The following is a 20,475-nucleotide window of genomic DNA, read 5'->3' on the forward strand; positions in this document are numbered from 1 at the left end:
ATCTTCGTCTTACAGCATTGAAACCACCCGCTTCAACAGGCGAATGCGTGGCTCAATCGAGGCTTTATCCAGCCACTCGGCAGGGCTATGGAAACCGGCACCGATCGGCCCGAAGCCGTCGAGAGTCGGAATGCCGAGCGCTGCCGTATGGTTGGCGTCGCTGCCTCCGCCCACGGCTTGCCAGGTGATGTCGATACCTTCCTCTTTGCCAGCCTTTTCCACCTGCAGCATCAGCGCCTGAGTCGCTTCGCTGGCCGCCATCGCAGGCTTGTGATTAACGCGGGTAAGTGTGGTCGTCACTCCCTTCAGAAAACCGTTTTCGCACAGGGCAGTGAGCGCATGATGCACACGAGTGTCTTCATCATTTTCCCAGAAACGCACATCAAGCTCCGCGACGGCGCTGTCCGCCACCACGTTTGCCGCGCTTCCGCCGGTGATCACCCCGATGTTGAGGGTGGTGCCGCGATCCCAGTCTGCCAGGGCATTGATGGCGATAACGCTGTTAGCGAGGGCGGTGATCGCCGAACGGCCTTTCTCCGGATCGTTCCCCGCGTGCGCCGCCACGCCGCTAAACGTCAGATGATATCCGGCCATCCCTTTACGGGCTTTCACCAGTGAGCCGTCGGCGCGGGCGGCTTCGCACACCAGCACGCAGCGGGCGCGTTTCGCCAGTCCGCCGATCCATTCGTGAGAGTAAACTGAGCCGGTCTCTTCGTCCGGATTCATCGCCACGGCAATAGAAAGGCGCGCTTTGTCGGCGGCATCCAGTTCGCGCATCGCCCACAGAATATTGAGTAACCCGCTTTTCATGTCCGAGACGCCCGGCCCGTACAGACGGGTATCATCCTCGCTCATCGGGCGCTCCGCGACGGTACCCGGCGCAAAGACCGTATCCAGATGGCCCACCAGCAGGACATCCAGCTTTTCTGCGTCGGGTTTGTTGCAGACCAGCACGCCAGGACCGACCTGCTCGCCTAGATTTACCCGCTCGGTGTGCCAGCCCTCCTGCTGCCACAGTGATTCCATAATGCCGGCAACGGTGGCAACACCTGCCAGAGTCTGGGTCCCGCAGTCTACGTTCACCAGGGTTTTCAGTTCGTTGATGTAATGGTCAAGATTCATGGTTCCGTCCTGTTCAGAGAATAATGCGCATCAGCAGCATGGCTAAGAAGGCGTTGATGACCGAAATGGCAATCATCAGAGGAATGCATTTGGCGCGGGTTCCGATCACGCCAAGAATGCGGCCCAGATACTGGACCTGAGAACCCATCAGATAGATGGCCGGGGCGAGGATCGCCAGATGTTCGCCGCTCAGAATGCCCTTATCAAACAAGCCGATAGCGACGCCAATACCGCCGCCCATCGACATCCAGCCGCCAATCAGCACTGCGGCCGCTTCACCCGGCAGGCCGAACAGCCCCATCAGCGGGGCGAAAATCATCCCCAGCCCTTTAAGTGCGCCGGTGATCTCCAGCGCTTTAATGATGATAAAAGCCATCACCACGTTCGGCAGGGTGCTGCTGGTGGCGATGCTCCAGCCTTTACGCGCGCCCTCGACAAAAACATCGGTAATGACGGGATTGGATTGCGGTGCACTCATGAGGCTTCTCCTTCTGCCTGTTGGGCCACGGCGGCTTTGTTACCGGTGAGTAAGAGGATCAGGCGCAGGATGTTGGCGCCGACGATTTTCATGATGAACATCACCGCCACACAGGTGCCGATGGAGGTCGGGACGGCGGCGGTGCCGTCTATCGCGATCAGGGTGAATAAAATGGCGCCGGAGGAGAAGAAGTTGGTGATCATCGCCCCCGCCGAGAACTGGAACATCGCAAAGACGTCTTTCTCGTTTTCGCTGATTTGCCCTTCATCGGCAAGATTACGGGTGAGCGACGCGCCGACATCGGTGCTTTGCAGGCTGCCGATCAGCGCCAGTCCGGTGGTGCCCGGAATGCCAATCAGCGGGCGCAGCAGAGGCGTCAGCAGTTTACGCGCCGCACGCAGCGCGCCGTAATGTTCCAGCACGTTGATCATGCCGAGTGCGAACATCACCGCCGGAATCAGCCCCAGCGCAAACAGAAACCCGTCCATCGCGCCGCTGCCGCCGGTACCGCGAAAGGCGCTGGTCGCCGTGGTCAGGGTGCCGTCTTCGAGGCTGGCTTTGCTGACCACTTTGCCGAAAGCCCCGTTGAGCGTGGTGAAATCAAACACGCCGTACCACTCTTTTCCCCCTAACAGGCCGGAGAAGAAAACGGCGGCGAAAGCCAGCGCAAAATAGGCGCCGGGCCCTACCTTATAGTCCTGAGGTATTGAACTTTTCATATCCTTTTCCTTGTTAACGTGCGAATACACAAGGGTATTTTGTTGATTATTTGCTCAGATAAGATGATTCAAATCATTCCGACAGGGAGCTTTGCCAGGAAAAAATCAAAAATGTGACGGGGGAGGAGAGAGGAAAACGCACGCGGAAGGCACGAAAGTGATCCGCTTAACACTGTGGCGTAAATATCTGGTTTGACCACACATTATTGCGTTTCAGAGTTGTTAAATTTTAAGCAGTGATCTAGAAACAAAATGTAACATCTCACTGTTTCACGCTAACGGACAACAACTATGAACAACTCAGGGAAATACCTCATCTGGGCAGTGCTCTCCGTTGTGGGCGCATTTGCTCTGGGCTATATCGCCCTCAACCGTGGTGAACAGATCAATGCGCTATGGATTGTCGTCGCTTCCGTCTGCATTTATCTGATCGCGTATCGTTTTTACGGGCGCTTTATTGCTGACAAAGTGTTGGCGGTAGATGGCACGCGCATGACACCTGCGGTTCGTCATAACGACGGGCTGGACTACGTCCCGACGGATAAAAAAGTGCTGTTCGGCCACCATTTTGCGGCGATTGCCGGGGCGGGGCCGCTCGTCGGGCCGGTGCTGGCGGCGCAGATGGGCTATCTCCCTGGGATGATCTGGATCCTCGCGGGCGTGGTGCTGGCCGGTGCGGTGCAGGATTTTATGGTGCTGTTCGTCTCGACCCGCCGCGACGGGCGCTCGCTCGGTGAGCTGGTGAAAGAGGAGATGGGGGCAACGGCCGGGGTGATCGCCCTGATCGCCACCTTTATGATCATGGTGATCATTCTGGCGGTGCTGGCGATGATCGTGGTGAAAGCCCTGACCCACAGCCCGTGGGGAACGTACACCGTGGCCTTTACCATCCCGCTGGCGATTTTCATGGGGATCTACATTCGCTATATCCGCCCTGGGCGCATTGGCGAAGTGTCGGTGATTGGCCTGTTCTTCCTGGTCTTCGCGATTATCTCCGGCGGCTGGGTGGCGGAAAGCCCGACCTGGGCGCCGTACTTTGATTTTACTGGCGTGCAGCTGACCTGGATGCTGGTGGGCTACGGTTTTGTGGCGGCGGTTCTGCCGGTCTGGCTGCTGCTGGCCCCGCGTGATTACCTCTCCACCTTCCTCAAAATCGGTACTATCGTGGGGCTGGCGATCGGGATTCTGATCATGCGCCCGACCCTGACGATGCCGGCGCTGACCAAATTTATCGACGGCACCGGCCCGGTCTGGACCGGTAACCTGTTCCCGTTCCTGTTTATCACTATCGCCTGTGGTGCCGTCTCGGGCTTCCATGCCCTGATCGCATCTGGCACCACGCCGAAGATGCTGGCCAATGAAAATCAGGCCTGCCTGATTGGCTACGGCGGTATGCTGATGGAGTCCTTCGTCGCGATTATGGCGCTGGTCTCTGCCTGCATTATCGATCCGGGCGTGTACTTTGCGATGAACAGCCCGATGGCGGTGCTGGCGCCGGCCGGAACCGTTGACGTGGTAGCCTCTGCGGCGCAGGTGGTGAGCGGCTGGGGCTTTGCGATTACGCCGGAAACCCTGACCCATATCGCTAACGAAGTCGGGGAGCAGTCGATTATCTCCCGTGCGGGTGGTGCGCCGACCCTGGCGGTGGGGATGGCCTATATTCTGCACGGCGCGCTCGGCGGGCTGATGGATGTGTCGTTCTGGTATCACTTCGCCATTCTGTTCGAGGCGCTGTTTATTCTGACGGCGGTGGATGCGGGGACGCGCGCGGCGCGCTTTATGCTGCAGGATCTGCTGGGGGTGATTTCGCCGAACCTTAAACGCACGGATTCGCTGCCCGCCAACCTGCTGGCAACGGCGCTGTGCGTGCTGGCGTGGGGTTACTTCCTCCATCAGGGGGTCGTCGATCCGCTCGGCGGGATCAATACCCTGTGGCCGCTGTTCGGTATCGCTAACCAGATGCTGGCAGGCATGGCGCTGATGCTCTGCGCGGTGGTGCTGTTCAAAATGAAGCGTCAGCGTTACGCGTGGGTGGCGCTGCTGCCAACGGCGTGGCTGCTGATCTGTACGCTCACCGCAGGCTGGCAGAAAGCGTTTAGCCCGGACAACAAAGTCGGCTTCCTCGCGATCGCCAATAAATTCCAGGCGATGATCGACAGCGGCAAGATCCCGGCGCAGTATACGGAGTCGCAGCTGTCACAGCTGGTGTTTAACAACCGTCTGGATGCTGGGCTGACAATCTTCTTTATGGTGGTGGTTGTGGTGCTGGCGTTGTACTCTCTGAAGACCGCGCTGGCGGCACTGAAAGAAGACAAGCCGACCGCGAAAGAGACGCCATACGAGCCGATGCCAGAAAATCTGGATGAGATTGTGGTGCAGGCAAAAGGGGCACATTAATCATCATGCCGGGTGGGGCTTGCGCTCACCCGGCCTGCTATTTTCACCACTCCGGGAACCGAATCATGTTCGATACCTTATCCAAAGCAGGGAAATACCTCGGCCAGGCGGCCAAAATGATGATCGGCGTGCCGGACTATGACAACTATGTCGAGCATATGCGGGTTACGCATCCGGACCAGACGCCAATGACCTACGAGGAATTTTTCCGCGATCGTCAGGACGCCCGTTACGGCAGCAAAGGTGGGGCGAAGTGCTGTTAACCCTCTTTCGGGTGATACAGACTGATCTGCTCCTGTGTGCAGCCATAAATGGCCGCAAGTTTTTCACGCGTGCGCTTTTGCGGGCGTGAGTCGAGCGCCTCGAGTTGTGAAACGGCAGACTGACTGATGCCCAGTGTGTCGGCTACGTCCTGTTGAGATAAGCCGCGCAAAATACGCCATGCAGCCTGCAGACTGACATTTTCTTTATGCATCACGTCGCAGACATCACCCGGTAGCTCGACATCATCATAGGTATCGTGCTCACACTCGATATCTTCCAGATCGCTATCCCTCTCGTCATCGTTTTCTGACAGCTGTAAACACATGCGCGAATATTCATGCCAGGGGATCACCACAAACTGCGTTGTTCCTTCATCATCCTGAATTAGCTGAACAGCCATAGGGCACAATCTCCTCATGCAGATAAGTGGTTGAGGTTCTGCGTTTAACGGATATGACCAGGCACTCGTCATACGCATCACCTCTTATGGTGAAAACAATCCTGTAATTGCCCACTCTCAGGCGGTAGTGATTTTCCGGAATCGTTAATTTTCTGATGTCCGGAGGGGGAGCCGATCGATCATTGAATTCAGAGAACTTATGAAGAATGCGTTTCTTCGCATGAGGTTCAATCCTGGCGAGCTCTCTTTCTGCGTTTTTTGACCAACAAATCGATTTGAATCTACGCACTTTACACCCACAGTTTTTATAAGGAAATAATAAGACTATTAGACAATTTCCGAATTTCTTATGGGCACTGTAAGGCACAGAATTTGCGGGTGAAAGAGGCAAAATAGAAGGCTGCGAGGCCCCTCGCAAGCGCCTCTGTCAGGCGACAGAGGCGTGCAAAAAACCTGGAATCAGGGCGGCAAAAAAGTCTCAGGCATTGAGGCCGCCATCCACATCCAGACCGGTGCCGGAGATTTGTCCTGCCGCCGAGCTTGCCAGGAAGGTGACCGCCGCCGCGATATCTTCCGGCTGGCCGTAATGACCGATGGCGATCAGCTGGCGCTGGGAGTCGGCCTGCTCGCCATCTTCCGGGTTCATGTCGCTATTGGTAGGGCCGGGATGGACCAGATTGACGGTGATGCCGCGCGGTCCCAGATCGCGGGCCAGACCTCGGGTCAGGGAGTTAAGCGCTGATTTCGTCATGGAATAGACCGCAATACCCGGCTGGGCGACGCGGTTGGCGAGACAGCTGCCGATACTGATGATACGCCCGCCGTCAGACAGATGGACCAGCGCGGCCTGGGTGGCAATCACCACGCCGCGTATGTTGACGTTGATAAGGGCATCAATGTCCGCCAGCGTCATGGACTCCAGCGGACCACCGCGCGCAATCCCGGCGTTATTGACCAGAATATCCAGCCCACCGAGCGTGCGTGCCGCCTGCGTAACGGCATCCTGAATGGCCTCTGCGCTGGCGCTGTCTGCCTGAATGGCTTCGCTGTTGCGTCCCAGCGCCGCTATCTCTGCGGCGACGGCCTGGGCTTTATCAGCGGATTTTTCATACGTAATAACCACGTCGGCCCCGGCCTCAGCCAGGGATAGCGCGATGGCACGGCCCAAACCACGACTGGCGCCAGTAACCAGCGCTTTCTTACCCGTTAAATCGATCTGCATGATGACCTCGTTTCGAGAGTGGTGAGAATCATCATTAGGTATAGACGGTCGAAGCGATTAGCGGCTGAGGTTTTCCACCTTCACCAATGCGGCGTAAAGCGACTCGGGCGTAAGTGTCACCGGCAAGGAGTGAATCGACTCCACCGGGCGCAGCGTATGGGCGATCACCTTATCCAGTTCAGCGCGGTTGTTGATATCCACCTCCAGTTCGCGAAGGGTCGTTGGCAGATGAAAACGCTGATACGACGCAATTAACTGCGCGAGAACATCGTCCTGACCGAGCAGGGCGCTCTGCACCAGAATGCCGTAGGCCACTTTGGTGCCGTGGAGGAATTTTTCGGTCTGCGGCAGAACCGTTAAACCGTTATGCACCGCATGTGCAGCCGCCACGCGGGTATAGCGCTCGCCCAGCCCGCCAACCATCCCGCCACCGGCGATAATGGCGTCGACCACATCGCGAAACGCCTGAGTTTGTTCGCCGCGCGCCTGATCGGCCAGCGCCTGCTCGCTGCTCTCCAGCAGCACGTCGCGGATCGCCAGCGCGCCGTTAATGCCAAGCCGCACTGTCAGAGGCAGCGCTTCCGGTTTCGGTGCCAGCACCACCGCTTCGTACCATTTCGCCAGCGTGTCGCCGATACCCGCCAGCAGGTATTCCGCCGGGGCGTTGAGGATGATCTGAGGCTCGACCAGCACCAGGAAGTTGGCGTCATCGAAAATCTCAAACTGAAGCGCCTGACCAGCGTCGTTGTACCACACGGACAGCGGCGTCCAGGCCGCGCAGGTGGCGGCGATAGTCGGAATGCCAACGAACGGCGCACCCAGACGACGCGCCACGGCTTTGACCGTGTCCATCACTGCGCCGCCGCCTACGCCGATCACCACGCTGACGTCATCTCCCGCGTCATTCACCAGATGGGTGACATCCCGCTCGCTGCAGTGGCCCTTAAACAGCAGATGCTTCGCGCCTGCGGCGTGGAAGCTGTCAGGCAGGAACGGGCGGGCACCTTCGATGGCGCGTTCACCGTAAATCCACACCGCGCGGGACAACTGTTCCGGGGTGAAGAAATCGCTCAGGCGCGCAAGGCTGCCGTTGTGGGAGAAATAGTTTGCCGGGCCGGGTACGACGCGAATATCAGTGTGACTCATGAGGGTGTCCTTTTTGCGAAGCGCTAACCCGATGTTATGTCTGGACATCCGGATGGCTAATAATATTTAGCTTTATCTTATGCCTTTTCTATCATTGCCAGTCAACCCGAGCTGTGAAAAATTCCATAAATCAAAATATTAAATAAGAAGGAATGACAGCGGATGGGTTCCAGTCGCCTTGAGATGCGCGGTATCAGCCTGGCCTTTTCCGGCTTTCAGGCGCTGTCGCGCGTGGATTTCACCCTGACGGGCGGTTCTGTCCATGCGCTGACGGGGGCCAACGGGGCGGGAAAATCGACGCTGATGGCGGTGCTCTGTGGCACGCATGACCACTACGAGGGCGAGATCAGCATTAATAATCAGCCGGTGGCCATTCGTGAACCGCTGGACGCCAAACGGCTGGGCATTCACCTGGTGCAGCAGGAGGTGGACGTGGCGCTGATCCCGGGCCTCAGTATCGCCGAAAACATTATGCTCGATAATCTGGCGCAGCCGGGCCATCGCTACCGCTGGCGCGCGATTCGCGAGCAGGCGCAGCAGGCCCTGGCGCAACTGGATATCTCCCTTAATGTCCGTCGTTCCATCGATAGCTGCACCCTCGCCGAAAAGCAGCAAATTCTGCTGGCGCGGGCGTTGTCGCATCACTGTCGTTTTCTGATTCTGGATGAGCCGACCGCACCGCTGGATGCGCACGAAAGCGAGCGCCTGTTCGCGGTGGTCCGACGCCTGCAACAGCAGGGGATCGGCGTGGTGTTTATCTCCCATCGCATTCATGAGCTGAAAGCCATTTGCGACACCTTAACGGTGCTGCGCGACGGCAAGCTGATTGAGTCCGGGCCGATGGCGTCACTGTCCGGCGAAGATATCGTCGAGAAGATGCTCGGCCATGAGCTGAGTGATATTTATCCGCCTGCGCGACCGCCGCACAGTGACGAAACTTTGCTGCGCGTGGAAGGGCTGCACGACGAAGCGCTGCTGAAAGATATCTCCCTGCACCTGCGCAAGGGCGAAATTCTTGGCATTGCCGGGCTTGCCGGGGCGGGGAAAACCGAGCTGTGCAAAGCGCTGTTTGGCGCCTCGAAAAGCCGCGTCGATCGCGCAGAGCTGAACCATCAGCCGTGGCAGCCGCGCGATCCGGCGGATTCTGTACTGCGCGGGCTGGCGCTGGTGCCGGAAGAGCGGCGCAAAGAGGGCATTTTTATCGACGAGCCGGTGAGCATGAATCTGGCCGTTAGCGCAGATCACAGCTTCTCGCGCTGGAGCCTGTTTGGACATCGTCAGGCGTGGCGCTGGGCTGAGGAGGTGATCGCCCGCGTCGGTATTCGCGCGCGGGGGCCGGGGCAGGTTTTACGTCGTCTGTCAGGCGGCAATCAGCAGAAAGTGGCGATTGGCAAATGGCTGCGCGGCAACGCCAGCGTACTGATTTTTGACGAGCCGACCAAAGGCGTGGACGTGAAGGCCAAAACCGATCTGTTCCAGCTGATTGATGGTCTGGCGCGCGAAGGCAAAGGGGTGATTTATGCCTCCGGCGAATTCGCCGAGCTGGTGGGATTATGCGACCGCATCTGCGTGCTGTGGGACGGGCGCATCGTGGCGGAAGTCGCCGGGGCACAGGCCCGCGAAGAGACATTACTTTATTATTCAACCGGAGGTACGGCGTCGTGAGCAAGGCCCTTTCAGTGAATGCGACGGCGTCGGGCCGTCAGCAGTTTTTCGATTTTCTCTACAAATGGGGCATGTTGCTGACCGTTGTCGCGCTGGTGGCGATTTTTGGCATCGCATCGGACAACTTCCTCGATCCTTTTAACATCATCAATATCTTACGCTCCATCGCCATTGTGACGGTGATTGCCATCGGGGTGTCGATCTCCCTGACCGTCGGCGGGTTTGATCTCTCCGTAGGCTCGACGGCGTCGCTGGCCAATGCGCTGGTGATTTCACTCTTCGTCTGGCACGGCTTCGGCACCACCGAGTCGATTCTGATCACCCTGGCGCTCTGTACGCTGGTCGGGCTGTTTAACGCCTTCCTGATTGTCATCCTGCGGATTCCGGACATGCTGGCGACCCTCGCCAGTCTGTTTGTGATTCAGGGCGTGGCGATGACCTACAGCTACGGCGGATCGATTACCGAAAACATGGTGCTGCCGAGCGGCGACATGGCTGAAGGGACCATTCCGGCGGCGTTCGGGCTGCTCGGCCAGGTGCCGACCATTGTGATCATCATGCTGGTGGTGACGGTGCTGGCGCAGCTGGGCCTCTCCCTGACCACCCACGGACGACGCATGTACGCCATCGGCGGAAACCCGGAAGCGGCGCGCCTGTCTGGAATTCGCACCACGCGCTACAAAGTGGCGGCGTATGTGATTGCCTCTCTGCTGGCCGGTTTAGGCGGCATTTTGCTGGCGTCACGCATTGGATCTTCTCAGGTCAATGCGGGCGGCGGTTATCTGATGGACGCGGTAGCCGCGGCGTGGATTGGCTTCTCGCTGGCGGGTTCCGGTAAACCCAACGCACTGGGAACCCTGGTGGGGGCGGTGATTTTAGGCGTGCTGTCGAACGGGCTGGTGATGCTCTCGGTTCCGTATTACGCCATGGACATTATAAAAGGGCTGGTGCTGGCAGTGGCACTGGCGATTACCTACATACAAAAACGTTAACAACACAATGGGATAACAGAATGAAGAAAATAGCACTCTCTTTGGTGGCGCTGGGGTTACTGACCGCGTTACCGGGTTACGCGGCCACCCCAGCCCCCGTTCCGGCGGCGATTGCAAACCATGATGGTCCGATTCGTATCGCGGTGATCCGCAACCTTGGCTCCGACGACAACACCACGCAGTTTGTCTCGGGCGCGATTCAGGAAGGGAAAAAGCTCGGCTTTAAAGTCAGCACCTTTTTAAGCAACGGCGATGACGCCAAATTCCAGGATTTCGTCAACCAGGCCATCAGCCAGAAATATGACGGGATTATTCTCTCCCAGGGCCGCGATCCCTACTCCACGGCGCTGGTGAAAAAGGCCGTGGATGCCGGGATCAAAGTGGCGGTGTTTGATACGGCCGTCAACGGTGAGATTCCGGGCGTGACGGTCACCCAGCAGGATGATGCCTCCCTGACGAATCTCTCCTTCGGCCAACTGGCGAAAGATTTCAACGGCAAAGCCAATATTATCAAGCTGTGGGTCGCGGGTTTCCCGCCGATGGAGCGTCGTCAGGCGGCGTACCAGGCGCTGCAAAAAGAGTATCCGGGCATCAAAGAGCTGGAGTCGATCGGCGCGGTGTCCTCTGACGTGCAGGGCGATACGGCGAACAAAGTGGGTGCGGTGCTGGCGAAGTACCCGAAAGGCCAAATCGATGCGATCTGGGGAACCTGGGATGCCTTCAGCCAGGGCGCTTACAAAGCGCTGAAAGAGAATGGCCGCACCGAGATCAAACTCTACAGCATTGATATTTCGAACCAGGATCTGCAACTGATGCGTGAATCCGGCAGCCCGTGGAAAGTGAGCGTGGCGGTTGACCCGAAACTGATTGGCGCCACTAACGTGCGCCTGATCGCCAATAAAATCGCAGGTGAAACCACGCCAGCGACCTACGACTTTAAAGCGGCGGCAATTCCACAGGCACTGCTGGCGGCCCAGCCGGGTGCGGTCAATGTGGCATCACTCGGAAAAATCATTCCGGGCTGGGGCCAGACCGAAGATTTCGTCGCGCCGTGGTTTGCGACCCTGGAAGCGAAGAGCAAATAATATTGCCCGGTGGCGCTGCGCTAACCGGGCCTACGTTCTGTAGGCCGGAGAAGGCGTAGCCGCCATCCGGCAAAAGGAACGGATATGTCCTCTCAATTACCTACACCGGAATACAGCCGCAATATGCGGCTCATCGGTCACAGCGATCAGGGCGGTCGACCGGACGGCGTTCAGCTGATGGTCCATCGCGGCTTTGCCTACATCGGGCATATGGTGTCGCAGGGCTTTTCCATCGTCGACGTACGTGACCCGAAAAATCCCAAAGCGGCGGGCTACGTGGCTGCGCCGCCCGGCACCTGGAATGTGCATCTCCAGGCCCATGACGATCTGTTACTGGTCATCAACGCCCGCGATCTGTTTGCCGACGCCCGTTTTGCCGATGAAAAGGTCTACTACACCCGCCAGGTAGGGCAGACCGTCAGCGACGTGCAGGACAAAGGCTGGAGCGCGGGGCTGCGAATTTTTGATATCTCCACGCCGGACAAACCGCGTGAAATCAGCTTCTTGTCGCTCGACGGAATCGGCATTCACCGCATCTGGTACGTCGGCGGGCGCTGGGCGTATGTCTCGGCGCTGATCGACGGCTTTACCGACTACATTTTCCTGACTATCGATCTTGCCGATCCGCGCAAACCGGAAGTGGCAGGCCGCTGGTGGCTGCCGGGGATGCATCAGGCGGCAGGCGAACAACCGGGCTGGCCGGAGGGCAAACGCTACGCGCTGCATCATGCGATCATCGCGGGCGATACCGCCTACGGCAGCTGGCGCGACGGCGGGCTGACCCTGCTGGATGTGAAGGACAGAACCCAGCCGAAGCTGATTAGCCATCGCAACTGGAGCCCGCCGTTTGGCGGTGGAACGCATACCGCGCTGCCGCTGCCCGACCGGGACCTGCTGGTGGTGCTGGACGAAGCGGTGCTCGATAACCAGGAGGACGGTGAAAAGCTGATCTGGCTGTTTGATATCCGCGAGCCGTCGAACCCGGTCAGTATCTCGACCTTCCCGCAGCCGGAAGAGACAGATTACGTGGCGAAAGGGGCGCACTTCGGGCCGCACAATCTGCATGAAAACCGACCCGGGAGTTTTATCAGTTCGACGCTGATATTCGCCACCTACCAGAATGCAGGCGTGCGCGCGTACGACATTTCGAATCCGTACCGCCCGGTGGAAACCGGCGCGCTGGTTCCGGCCGCGCCGGAGAAGATGATGGACACACGCCCTCATCGCCCGCAGGTGATTCAGTCATGCGACGTGTTTGTGGATGCGCAGGGGATTATCTACAGCACGGATTACAACGGCGGGCTGTCGGTGATTGAGTATCTGGGATAAGTGTGACAGGCCGGGCAGGCGATATCGCCACCCGGCAAGAGTTACGGAATCAGCTGTACTGGCGGACTCGCGCCACAAGTTCTTCGGCGCTGTCGATTCGGTCGGCAATCACAATCAACGCTCTGCCGAGCGTAATGGCGTGGCGCAGGCACTCGTGGCGCATTGCTTCGTCCACAATGGTGTCGATATCCGCCACGTGCGACAGCCCAACGCTTCGGCGAATCAGCTCGGTGCCGCAAAAACCGATGGCATCGGTCCAGACCTTTTTCAGAAATTCCGACGCATAGCCCGGTGCGCTCAGGGCCGCATCGCGGGTTTTTTCACGCGCCAGGGCCTGGAAACGTTCCGCGAAGGTGTTCCACAGCTCCTGAATATCCGTCAGGCGCTGCTCGCGGGCGGCAGCGGCATCGCGAATACCCAGATGGCCCGGCAGACCGCAGAAGTTCAGCAGCAGATTGCCGATGGCGGTGCCGATATCAAAACCGATCGGCCCGTAATAGCCGAACTCGGCGTCAATCGCCTTCAGGCTGCCTTCTGCGACAAAAATCGAGCCGCTGTGAATATCGCCGTGCAGTAGCGCTTCGGCCTGGGAGAAGAAACGGTGCTTGAGCGAGGCGACGGCAATTTTCAGCCGATCGTCACTGCGCAGGGCGTCCACGTCCGCTTCCAGCGCCGCCGGATAGTTATTGCGCTCGTGGATCTGGTACGGATCGTTAAAGAACAGATCCTCGGTGATCTCACACATTTCCGGGTTGATGTACTTCGCCACCTGCGCCTTTTTGACGTGCGGATGGAGGTAAAAATCGCTGGTGTGGAACAGGGTGTGAGCGAGATATTCCCCCAGTTGGCGCGAAGCCTGCGGGTACCAGACGCCGCTAATCAGCTCGCCGCGCCAGATTTTATGGCTGGAGAGATCTTCCATCACCATCACCGCCAGCTCCGGGTCGTAATGGTGGATTTTGACCGTGTGCTGCGGGCTGTGCTGATAGTGCTCGACCAGGGTTTGCGCTTCGAGGCGGGCGCGATCCAGCGTCAGTGGCCAGGACTCACCCACGCAGCGCACGTAAGGCAGCGCCTGCTTGACGATGATACGGCTGACGCCGTCGGCATCGAAAATTTTAAACACCAGATTGAGGTTGCCGTCGCCCACTTCCTGCGCCTCCACCAGCGATGATGGGTCATCAAGGCCGCCGAACTGCTTTGCATATTCCACGGCATCCTGGGCGGTAAAGGTACGGTATTGCGACATTGCCTGTTCCTCATCAGTTCTGGTAATAAAGACATTTAGACGTCTATACATCTGAATTTTATCCTGACACAATGTGATACAACAACGCAACAGAGAATTAACGACATGCAGACATTACAGACGACAAGCCTGCGGGTGGCGGGTAATCAGCTATTTATTCTCGACCAACAGGCGCTTCCGCAGGAGAAACGCTGGCTGGATGCCTCCACGGTAGAGGCGCTGGTCGGCCACATTCACGCGCTCAGAGTACGCGGCGCGCCGCTGATTGGCCTGTCTGCGAGCCTTTTGCTGGCGCTGCTGGCCGAGGCAGGGAAAAGCCGCGACGAGCTGGCGCTGGCCCTCGACACTCTGCGGGCGTCACGCCCAACGGCCGTGAACCTGATGAACAATCTCGATCGCATGAAGCAGGCGCTGTGGCAGGAGGATTTTGTCCCTGCGCTGAGCGCTGAGGCCCTGCGTCTGATCGATGAGGACAAGCAGCTTTGCGACGCCATCGCTCGCGCCGGAAGCGAACTGGTGAAGCCTGGAAGCCGTCTGCTGACCCACTGCAATACCGGTGGGCTGGCGACTGCGGGCGTTGGTACGGCGCTGGGGGTTATTGCGGTTGCCCATCAGCAGGGAAAAATCGCTAATGTCTGGGTGGATGAAACGCGCCCGCTGTTGCAGGGCGGGAGACTCACCGCCTGGGAACTGGGCGAATTGGGCGTGCCGTATCAGCTGATCACCGACTCCATGTCCGCCAGCCTGATGGCGAAAGGGCAGGTGGACGCAGTGTGGGTCGGAGCGGATCGCATCGCCGCCAACGGCGATGTGGCGAACAAAATCGGCACTTACTCTCTGGCGGTACTGGCGAAATTCCACGGCATTCCCTTTTATGTCGCAGCACCGCAAACCACGCTGGATCCGAACTGTCCGAACGGCGATGCCATCCCTATCGAGCAGCGCGCGGCCAGCGAAGTAACGGGTGTTGCCGGGAGTTTTGGCGCGGTGCAGTGGGCACCGGAAGAGGCGAAAGTCTACAACCCGGCGTTTGACGTGACGCCTGCGGCGCTGATCAGCGGGTGGGTGCTGGATACGGGCGTGGTGTGGCCGGAAGCGGTGGCAAAAGGGGAATTAGCCTGAGTGCGGTTATCCTTTTAGGGCATCCCTTGAGGAGGACAGAAACGTGACGCGTGATCCTGATTTAACGCTCGAACGGGTGAAGGATGGGGCGTCATGCTGGATCGGCTGGTTGTTGATGCGAACGGACTGAAGCGCTAAAAGCGGCTACCGCTGTAAAAGCCGGGTCAGCGTTCGCGCCGCCCGGCGAAGCGCTTAAGCCAGTCGCGGATAGCCATCCGCGATCTCACTTCCCGTGAACTGCGCAATCCATCCTTCCGGATTATCGAAAATGCGGATCGCGGTGAAGTTGGGTTCGGAACCCATATCAAACCAGTGCGGCGTGCCGGCGGGTACGGAGATGAGGTCATTTTTCTCGCACAGCACCTGGTACACCTGGTCTTCGATGTGCAGACAAAACAGCCCGGCACCCTCGACAAAGAAACGCACTTCATCTTCGCCGTGAGTATGTTCGTTAAGAAACTTCGCGCGCAGCGCCTCTTTCTGCGGGTTATCCGCGCGTAGGCTGATGACATCCCAGCTCTGATAGCCTTTCTCCGCCACCAGTTTATCGATCGCGTGCTGATACGCATTAATCACCGTTTCCGCTGCGGGATCGCGGCCTAAATCGCGGTCGGCTTCCCAGCGTTCAAAACGCACACCGCGGGCGTTGAGCTTTTCAGCGATATCACGGGCATCGGTGCTGTGCCACAGCGGGGCGCGGGTGTCGGTGTCGGAATAAATGGTCAAAGCGCTCATGAAGGGATCTGCTCCGGATTAATCTCGTCGAATTGGTGTACCTGATGGTGGTGGCTCGCGCCATCGTCATCACCGCGAATCAGCTGCAGGGTACGAAAACCTGCCTGCTCAGCGGCGTCCAGCTCCTGGTGAATGTCCGAGAGGAACAGGATTTGCGACGGGGCGGCGCCGATCTGCGCGGCAATGGTGGTGTAGGACTGCACATCACGCTTCGCGCCCACGTGGGTATCGAAATAACCGCTGAACAGATGAGTAATATCACCTTCGTCGCTGTAGCCAAATAACAGTTTCTGCGCTGCGACAGAGCCAGAGGAATAAACATAGAGATCAATGCCTTGCGCTTTCCATTTTTCCAGCGCAGGCAAAACGTCCGGGTAGAGATGGCCCGTAAAATCGCCGTTGACGTATCCGTCCTGCCAGATGATCCCTTGCAGGGCCTTCAGGGCGGTGGATTTCCTGTCTTCATCCATAAACGTAAACAGGGTGTCGATAAGCTCGCTGATGCTGGCGTGGGGGCTGGCAATTTCATCACGCAGATTGTCCAGAATGGATTTCACCGGTTCGGCGTACTGCTGGGCGGTGACAAACGCCGCCAGCCGCTCGCGCGCATAGGGGAATAGCACATTGTGGACAAAACGAATATCGCTGGTGGTCCCTTCAATATCCGTCACAATCGCGCGAATCATAATCTCTCCAGTTGTCGTAAACGCATTTCGCATTCAAATAAGAATTCAAGGCCTTCAAGGTGACGGCGAGCTTCGGCCACATCGCGTCCCCAGCAGGTTAAGCCATGACCGCGCAGAAGAAAACCATAATTAAGTGGGGTTTCCTGTGCGTAATGGGCGATTCGTGAGGCGAGGGCGTCAATATCCTGGTCGTTGTCGAACACCGGAATAACGAGGGTATCCAGATGGGTGGTCTGCCCGCTGAGGGATTTTTGCATCTCAAAACCGCTGATGCGCAGCTCGGCCGTTTTGGTCAGGCGCGACAGCACGGTGGCATTGACCGTATGCACGTGCAGCACCGCGTTGGCCTGCGGAAACAGGCGATAAATCAGCGTGTGCAAGCCCGTTTCCGCCGACGGTTTGCGCCCGGACGGCGCGCGGTTGGTGGCGATCTCCACTTGCAGGAAATCATCCGTTGTCAGGCTGCCCTTGTCTTTGCCGGATTCGCTCAGCCAGCACAGCGTGTCGTCCTGTCGCACGGACATGTTCCCGCCCGTCGCGGGAGCCCAGCCTTTGGCACCAATCCAGCGGCAGGCGTCGACGAGTTGTGTGAGTTGCAGGTGGTCTGTCATTTTCCTTTACCCTCTCGGCAGGAATAATTATATGATTTAGACGTCTAAGCGTCTTGATTGCCAAAGACTAACATCGTGTTATAGTGGCAGCAACATAAGTATTACATGCAGGCACGACACAATGAGCAATAACCCGTTGATTCCGCAAAGCAAACTCCCTAATCTCGGTACCACCATCTTTACGCAGATGAGCGCGCTGGCCCAGGCCCATAACGCCATCAACCTTTCGCAGGGATTCCCTGACTTTGACGGCCCGACCTATCTGCAGGAGCGCCTGGCGCACCACGTGGCACAAGGGGCCAATCAATATGCGCCGATGACGGGCGCGCAGCCGCTGCGGGAGGCGATTGCCGATAAAACGGCTGAACTCTATGGCTACAAGCCGGATGCCAACAGTGAAGTGACGGTGACGGCGGGGGCGACAGAGGCACTGTACGCGGCGATTACCGCGCTGGTGCGTACCGGTGATGAGGTGATTTGCTTCGATCCGAGCTACGACAGCTACGCGCCAGCCATTGAACTCTCCGGCGGCGTGGTCAAACGTGTTGCGCTTCAGCCGCCGCATTTTCGCCCCGACTGGCAGGCTTTCGCCGCGCTGCTGAGTGAGAAAACCCGTCTGGTTATCCTTAATACGCCGCACAACCCGTCGGCGACCGTCTGGCGCAAAGCGGATTTCGCGGCGCTGTGGCAGGCAATTGCTGAACGTGAAATCTATGTGCTGAGCGACGAAGTCTACGAGCACATCTGTTTTGCAGACGAGGGGCACGCCAGCGTGCTCGCCCATCCGCAGCTTCGCGAACGCGCCATCGCGGTGTCATCGTTTGGTAAAACCTATCACATGACCGGCTGGAAAGTGGGCTATTGCGTCGCGCCTGCGGCGATCAGCGCCGAGTTGCGTAAGGTGCATCAGTATCTGACGTTTGCCGTAAACACCCCTGCGCAGCTGGCGCTGGCGGATATGCTGCGCGCCGAACCGGAGCACTATCGTGAATTACCAGCGTTTTATCGCGCGCGACGGGATCGGTTTGTGAATGCGCTGAGCAACAGCCGCCTGGAAATTCTGCCGTGCGAAGGGACTTACTTCCTGCTGGCGGATTACAGCGCGATTTCCGATCTGGACGACGTCAGTTTTTGCCAGTGGCTGACCAAAGAGGCGGGCGTCGCCGCGATACCGCTGTCGGTATTTTGCGCCGATCCCTTCCCGCATAAACTGATTCGTCTCTGTTTTGCGAAGCAGGAATCGACGCTGTTAGCGGCGGCCGAGCGCCTGAACGCGCTGTGATTATTTAACGGTCCAGGCGTCTGAATAACGACGGTCTGCGAACAGTTCCAGCAGGCCGTTGATCTGTTTCAGGCGCAGCACTTCGTCGCTGTCCATCCCAAGCTCCAGCCCGATTTTCTCATTGTCCCAGCCGAGCAACACCAGTTCCCGGACAATCTCCGACATCGAATGGATTTGATGGCGCCCGCGCGCACGGTTGTGACGAATGGTGGCGGCCATCCGGTCGAACTTCTCCTGCCGTTCTTTACGCAGGCAGGTGACGGGCAGATAGCCCTTCAACTGACGTTTTAACGCCGCCCGGTGGCTGCCAAGCTCACGCCGATGGAATCCGTCCACGATCTCGTAATTATGTGGGCCGTTTTCAGTGACCAGGATCGGCTGCGTAAACCCATCCAGCTCCAGCGATTTGCTGAGCAAGCGTTTTTCCGGCGGGGCCACGGTATTGGGGTTGTAGTCGTTAGCGCTGATCTCTTCTTGTTTAATCCACAGTACGCAGTCGACGGGCTGTTCGTGAAAGGGGCTGAACTGGTGAATCGCCTGACGAAACGCGTTGATGGCCTCTATTTTCTTCTCTTCAGAAAGCGATTGCAGATAGTGCTCCATATCGTTAATTAATCGTTGTTGCATAAAATTCCCCACTGCTGGCGTTTGGTTTTCATTCGGTCACTGTAGCGTTGGTAATGCTTAGGTTTATTTGGGCTAAATGATAACGCCCGGCACCAATAATCATTATTAAGAAGTACCTTACAAATTCGCCGCCAGGAGGGAATGTCTTTTGAGCCAATATCCGCGTCCTGGGTGTCCGGTATATTTTCCATGCCCTGTTTTTGATACCAGTGCAAATAGACGGCGATTTTGTTGCGATAATGTTCCGCCGTGGCGACAGGCATACTGTCGAGTAATAACAGGGCATATTCCTGCCAGCAAAGATGATCGGGTTTGAGAATTTTACGGTGGCCGTAAAAATGGTTGTCATGACCCGCGTATATGCCTCCGCTTCGCACACCGCTGACCCGCTCGCACATCGCCGCCCAGCGCTCCGGCTCCAGCACATGGTAGAGCCATAAGCCCTGGCGCTGCTCCGGGCCAAAGGGTTCGCAAATGCGCATATAGCGAAGGGGGACGCCCGCCTGGTACATCAGGTTGTACAGGGGGTTATAGCTGCAGCCGGTTTTGGCAAACCAGGTCCAGATATCGGCGGTTTTCCAGTCGTAGATGGGATACATGTACCAGGCGTGGCCGCCGGGGGCGAAGGTGGTCCAGGGTTTGTCGTCTGCGAACCGCTGTTTGCGGGCGTTAGCGATACTCAGAAAGCGGTTATAGGACTCGTCGGCGCGAATGCCGATCAGCACCGCGGCAGGGCGTTTTTGCGCATACCAGTCGGAAAAGGCTCTGACGAACGATTCGAAGGTCATCCCTTGCTGATAGAAATCAAAATAGTGGGGATCGGTAATGGCATCTTCCGGCGGCTGGCGGACCCAGTCGGTGCCCGGCTCCCAGCACTGCCACTCAGGCTGAAATTGTGACAGGGAGTTTTGCGTGGTGAGGGGCAGTGCCACCCAGTAAAAGTGATCGATGACGTCGGAATAGTGCGCCCGCATGTTCTCGACATGTTCGATGGTGTAAGTAAATTGCGCCTCCCAGTCGATAAACAGAACGCTAATTTTCCGTTTCTGTTTACGCGCCCGCTGCGCCGTAAGATGCAACATAATGGTGGAATCTTTTCCACCGGAAAAAGAGACGCAGACTTTCGATAAGTTTTCGAGCGTCCAGTCGATTCTCTCTATTGCGGCGTCGAGAACATTCAGTTTAAGAGGATATTTATAGATGGACATAATCAATCTCTTTATGACTTTTTCTGCCATATCATTACTTCGTCGGGAATGACGTGGTGATAATAAAGCAATTCCCCTGCATGTAAAAAGAAAGTTGTCCTTAAATAAAATTTGATTGGATAGTGCCCTGGTGTTT

Annotated in this window: 21 protein-coding genes; 8 read left to right on the forward strand and 13 right to left on the reverse strand. The window is 57.7% G+C overall.

All coding sequences use genetic code 11. The features are described from left to right. Positions 1-9: 9 nt before the first annotated feature. From ACB496_RS05745 to ACB496_RS05755, 3 genes are read right to left on the reverse strand one after another with little or no spacing between them, the layout of a single operon-like run. Positions 10-1,122 carry a M20 family metallopeptidase gene (locus ACB496_RS05745; RefSeq protein WP_371974651.1) on the reverse strand — a complete coding sequence of 371 codons (1,113 nt, stop codon included), beginning with the start codon at positions 1,120-1,122 and terminating at the stop codon, positions 10-12. 13 nt (positions 1,123-1,135) lie between these two features. Further along, positions 1,136-1,600 (reverse strand): YjiG family protein, encoded by a 465-nt coding sequence (locus tag ACB496_RS05750; protein WP_371974652.1) that lies wholly within the window; start codon positions 1,598-1,600, stop codon positions 1,136-1,138. Further along, positions 1,597-2,319 carry a nucleoside recognition domain-containing protein gene (locus ACB496_RS05755; RefSeq protein WP_100777265.1) on the reverse strand — a complete coding sequence of 241 codons (723 nt, stop codon included), beginning with the start codon at positions 2,317-2,319 and terminating at the stop codon, positions 1,597-1,599. The genes ACB496_RS05750 and ACB496_RS05755 overlap by 4 nt, the downstream gene beginning before the upstream one ends. Before the next feature lie 291 nt (positions 2,320-2,610). On the opposite strand from ACB496_RS05755, the gene cstA reads away from it, so the two are divergent. Beyond that, on the forward strand, positions 2,611-4,716 hold the full coding sequence (cstA, locus tag ACB496_RS05760) for a pyruvate/proton symporter CstA (RefSeq protein WP_100777264.1): 2,106 nt from the start codon (positions 2,611-2,613) through the stop codon (positions 4,714-4,716). A 65-nt stretch (positions 4,717-4,781) separates the two neighbouring features. Next, complete coding sequence (locus ACB496_RS05765; RefSeq protein WP_100777263.1) at positions 4,782-4,979, forward strand: YbdD/YjiX family protein; 198 nt, start codon at positions 4,782-4,784, stop codon at positions 4,977-4,979. Here the strand turns inward: ACB496_RS05765 and ACB496_RS05770 are convergent. From ACB496_RS05770 to ACB496_RS05785, 4 genes are all read right to left on the reverse strand, one after another. Continuing rightward, the gene (locus ACB496_RS05770) at positions 4,976-5,380 is read right to left on the reverse strand and encodes a helix-turn-helix domain-containing protein (protein ID WP_371974653.1); all 405 of its coding nucleotides are present in this window, start codon (positions 5,378-5,380) and stop codon (positions 4,976-4,978) included. The two genes, ACB496_RS05765 and ACB496_RS05770, sit on opposite strands and share 4 nt — an antisense overlap. After that, positions 5,355-5,747, reverse strand: a complete 393-nt coding sequence (locus ACB496_RS05775; protein WP_371974654.1) for a type II toxin-antitoxin system RelE/ParE family toxin — start codon at positions 5,745-5,747, stop codon at positions 5,355-5,357. The genes ACB496_RS05770 and ACB496_RS05775 overlap by 26 nt, the downstream gene beginning before the upstream one ends. A gap of 111 nt (positions 5,748-5,858) precedes the next feature. Then, positions 5,859-6,602, reverse strand: coding sequence for an SDR family NAD(P)-dependent oxidoreductase (locus tag ACB496_RS05780; protein ID WP_371974655.1), 744 nt, complete (start codon positions 6,600-6,602; stop codon positions 5,859-5,861). A gap of 57 nt (positions 6,603-6,659) precedes the next feature. Further along, complete coding sequence (locus ACB496_RS05785) at positions 6,660-7,748, reverse strand: oxidoreductase (protein ID WP_100777260.1); 1,089 nt, start codon at positions 7,746-7,748, stop codon at positions 6,660-6,662. Between the two features lie 162 nt (positions 7,749-7,910). Between ACB496_RS05785 and ACB496_RS05790 the strand changes: the two genes are divergently transcribed. From ACB496_RS05790 to ACB496_RS05805, 4 genes are all read left to right on the forward strand, one after another. Continuing rightward, on the forward strand, positions 7,911-9,413 hold the full coding sequence (locus ACB496_RS05790) for a sugar ABC transporter ATP-binding protein (RefSeq protein ID WP_100777259.1): 1,503 nt from the start codon (positions 7,911-7,913) through the stop codon (positions 9,411-9,413). Then, positions 9,410-10,405: an ABC transporter permease gene (locus tag ACB496_RS05795; protein WP_102104200.1), complete on the forward strand. Its 996-nt coding sequence runs from the start codon at positions 9,410-9,412 to the stop codon at positions 10,403-10,405. Before ACB496_RS05790 ends, ACB496_RS05795 begins: the two co-directional genes overlap by 4 nt. Positions 10,406-10,425: 20 nt before the next feature. Further along, positions 10,426-11,490 (forward strand): sugar ABC transporter substrate-binding protein, encoded by a 1,065-nt coding sequence (locus ACB496_RS05800; protein ID WP_100777257.1) that lies wholly within the window; start codon positions 10,426-10,428, stop codon positions 11,488-11,490. A gap of 84 nt (positions 11,491-11,574) precedes the next feature. Next, positions 11,575-12,819, forward strand: coding sequence for an LVIVD repeat-containing protein (locus ACB496_RS05805; RefSeq protein ID WP_371974656.1), 1,245 nt, complete (start codon positions 11,575-11,577; stop codon positions 12,817-12,819). A 49-nt stretch (positions 12,820-12,868) separates the two neighbouring features. Here the strand turns inward: ACB496_RS05805 and mtnK are convergent, their stop codons facing one another. Beyond that, positions 12,869-14,068, reverse strand: a complete 1,200-nt coding sequence (gene mtnK, locus ACB496_RS05810) for an S-methyl-5-thioribose kinase (RefSeq protein ID WP_371974657.1) — start codon at positions 14,066-14,068, stop codon at positions 12,869-12,871. A gap of 105 nt (positions 14,069-14,173) precedes the next feature. Here mtnK and mtnA point away from each other — a divergent pair, with 105 nt between their 5' ends. Continuing rightward, on the forward strand, positions 14,174-15,190 hold the full coding sequence (gene mtnA, locus ACB496_RS05815) for an S-methyl-5-thioribose-1-phosphate isomerase (RefSeq protein WP_371974658.1): 1,017 nt from the start codon (positions 14,174-14,176) through the stop codon (positions 15,188-15,190). A gap of 192 nt (positions 15,191-15,382) precedes the next feature. On the opposite strand, the gene ACB496_RS05820 is transcribed toward mtnA, so the two are convergent. Genes ACB496_RS05820 through ACB496_RS05830 form a run of 3 tightly spaced genes read right to left on the reverse strand, consistent with a single transcriptional unit; the run spans position 15,383 to position 17,222 of the window. Continuing rightward, entirely contained in the window at positions 15,383-15,925 is a 543-nt protein-coding gene (locus ACB496_RS05820) for an acireductone dioxygenase (RefSeq protein ID WP_181827469.1), read from the reverse strand. Then, on the reverse strand, positions 15,922-16,611 hold the full coding sequence (gene mtnC / locus ACB496_RS05825; protein WP_102104197.1) for an acireductone synthase: 690 nt from the start codon (positions 16,609-16,611) through the stop codon (positions 15,922-15,924). Before mtnC ends, ACB496_RS05820 begins: the two co-directional genes overlap by 4 nt. After that, positions 16,608-17,222, reverse strand: a complete 615-nt coding sequence (locus tag ACB496_RS05830) for a methylthioribulose 1-phosphate dehydratase (protein WP_100777251.1) — start codon at positions 17,220-17,222, stop codon at positions 16,608-16,610. Before ACB496_RS05830 ends, mtnC begins: the two co-directional genes overlap by 4 nt. 121 nt (positions 17,223-17,343) lie before the next feature. Here ACB496_RS05830 and ACB496_RS05835 point away from each other — a divergent pair, with 121 nt between their 5' ends. After that, complete coding sequence (locus ACB496_RS05835) at positions 17,344-18,504, forward strand: pyridoxal phosphate-dependent aminotransferase (protein WP_248859815.1); 1,161 nt, start codon at positions 17,344-17,346, stop codon at positions 18,502-18,504. On the opposite strand, the gene ACB496_RS05840 is transcribed toward ACB496_RS05835, so the two are convergent. Together ACB496_RS05840 and ACB496_RS05845 are read right to left on the reverse strand one after the other, a co-directional pair. Next, on the reverse strand, positions 18,505-19,131 hold the full coding sequence (locus tag ACB496_RS05840) for an IbrB-like domain-containing protein (RefSeq protein WP_102104195.1): 627 nt from the start codon (positions 19,129-19,131) through the stop codon (positions 18,505-18,507). It lies immediately after the preceding gene. Then, positions 19,116-20,339, reverse strand: a complete 1,224-nt coding sequence (locus ACB496_RS05845; RefSeq protein WP_371974659.1) for a phosphoadenosine phosphosulfate reductase — start codon at positions 20,337-20,339, stop codon at positions 19,116-19,118. The genes ACB496_RS05840 and ACB496_RS05845 overlap by 16 nt, the downstream gene beginning before the upstream one ends. Positions 20,340-20,475: the final 136 nt, after the last annotated feature.

This window comes from Lelliottia nimipressuralis (assembly GCF_041464075.1).
GTDB classification, from domain to species: domain Bacteria; phylum Pseudomonadota; class Gammaproteobacteria; order Enterobacterales; family Enterobacteriaceae; genus Enterobacter; species Enterobacter nimipressuralis.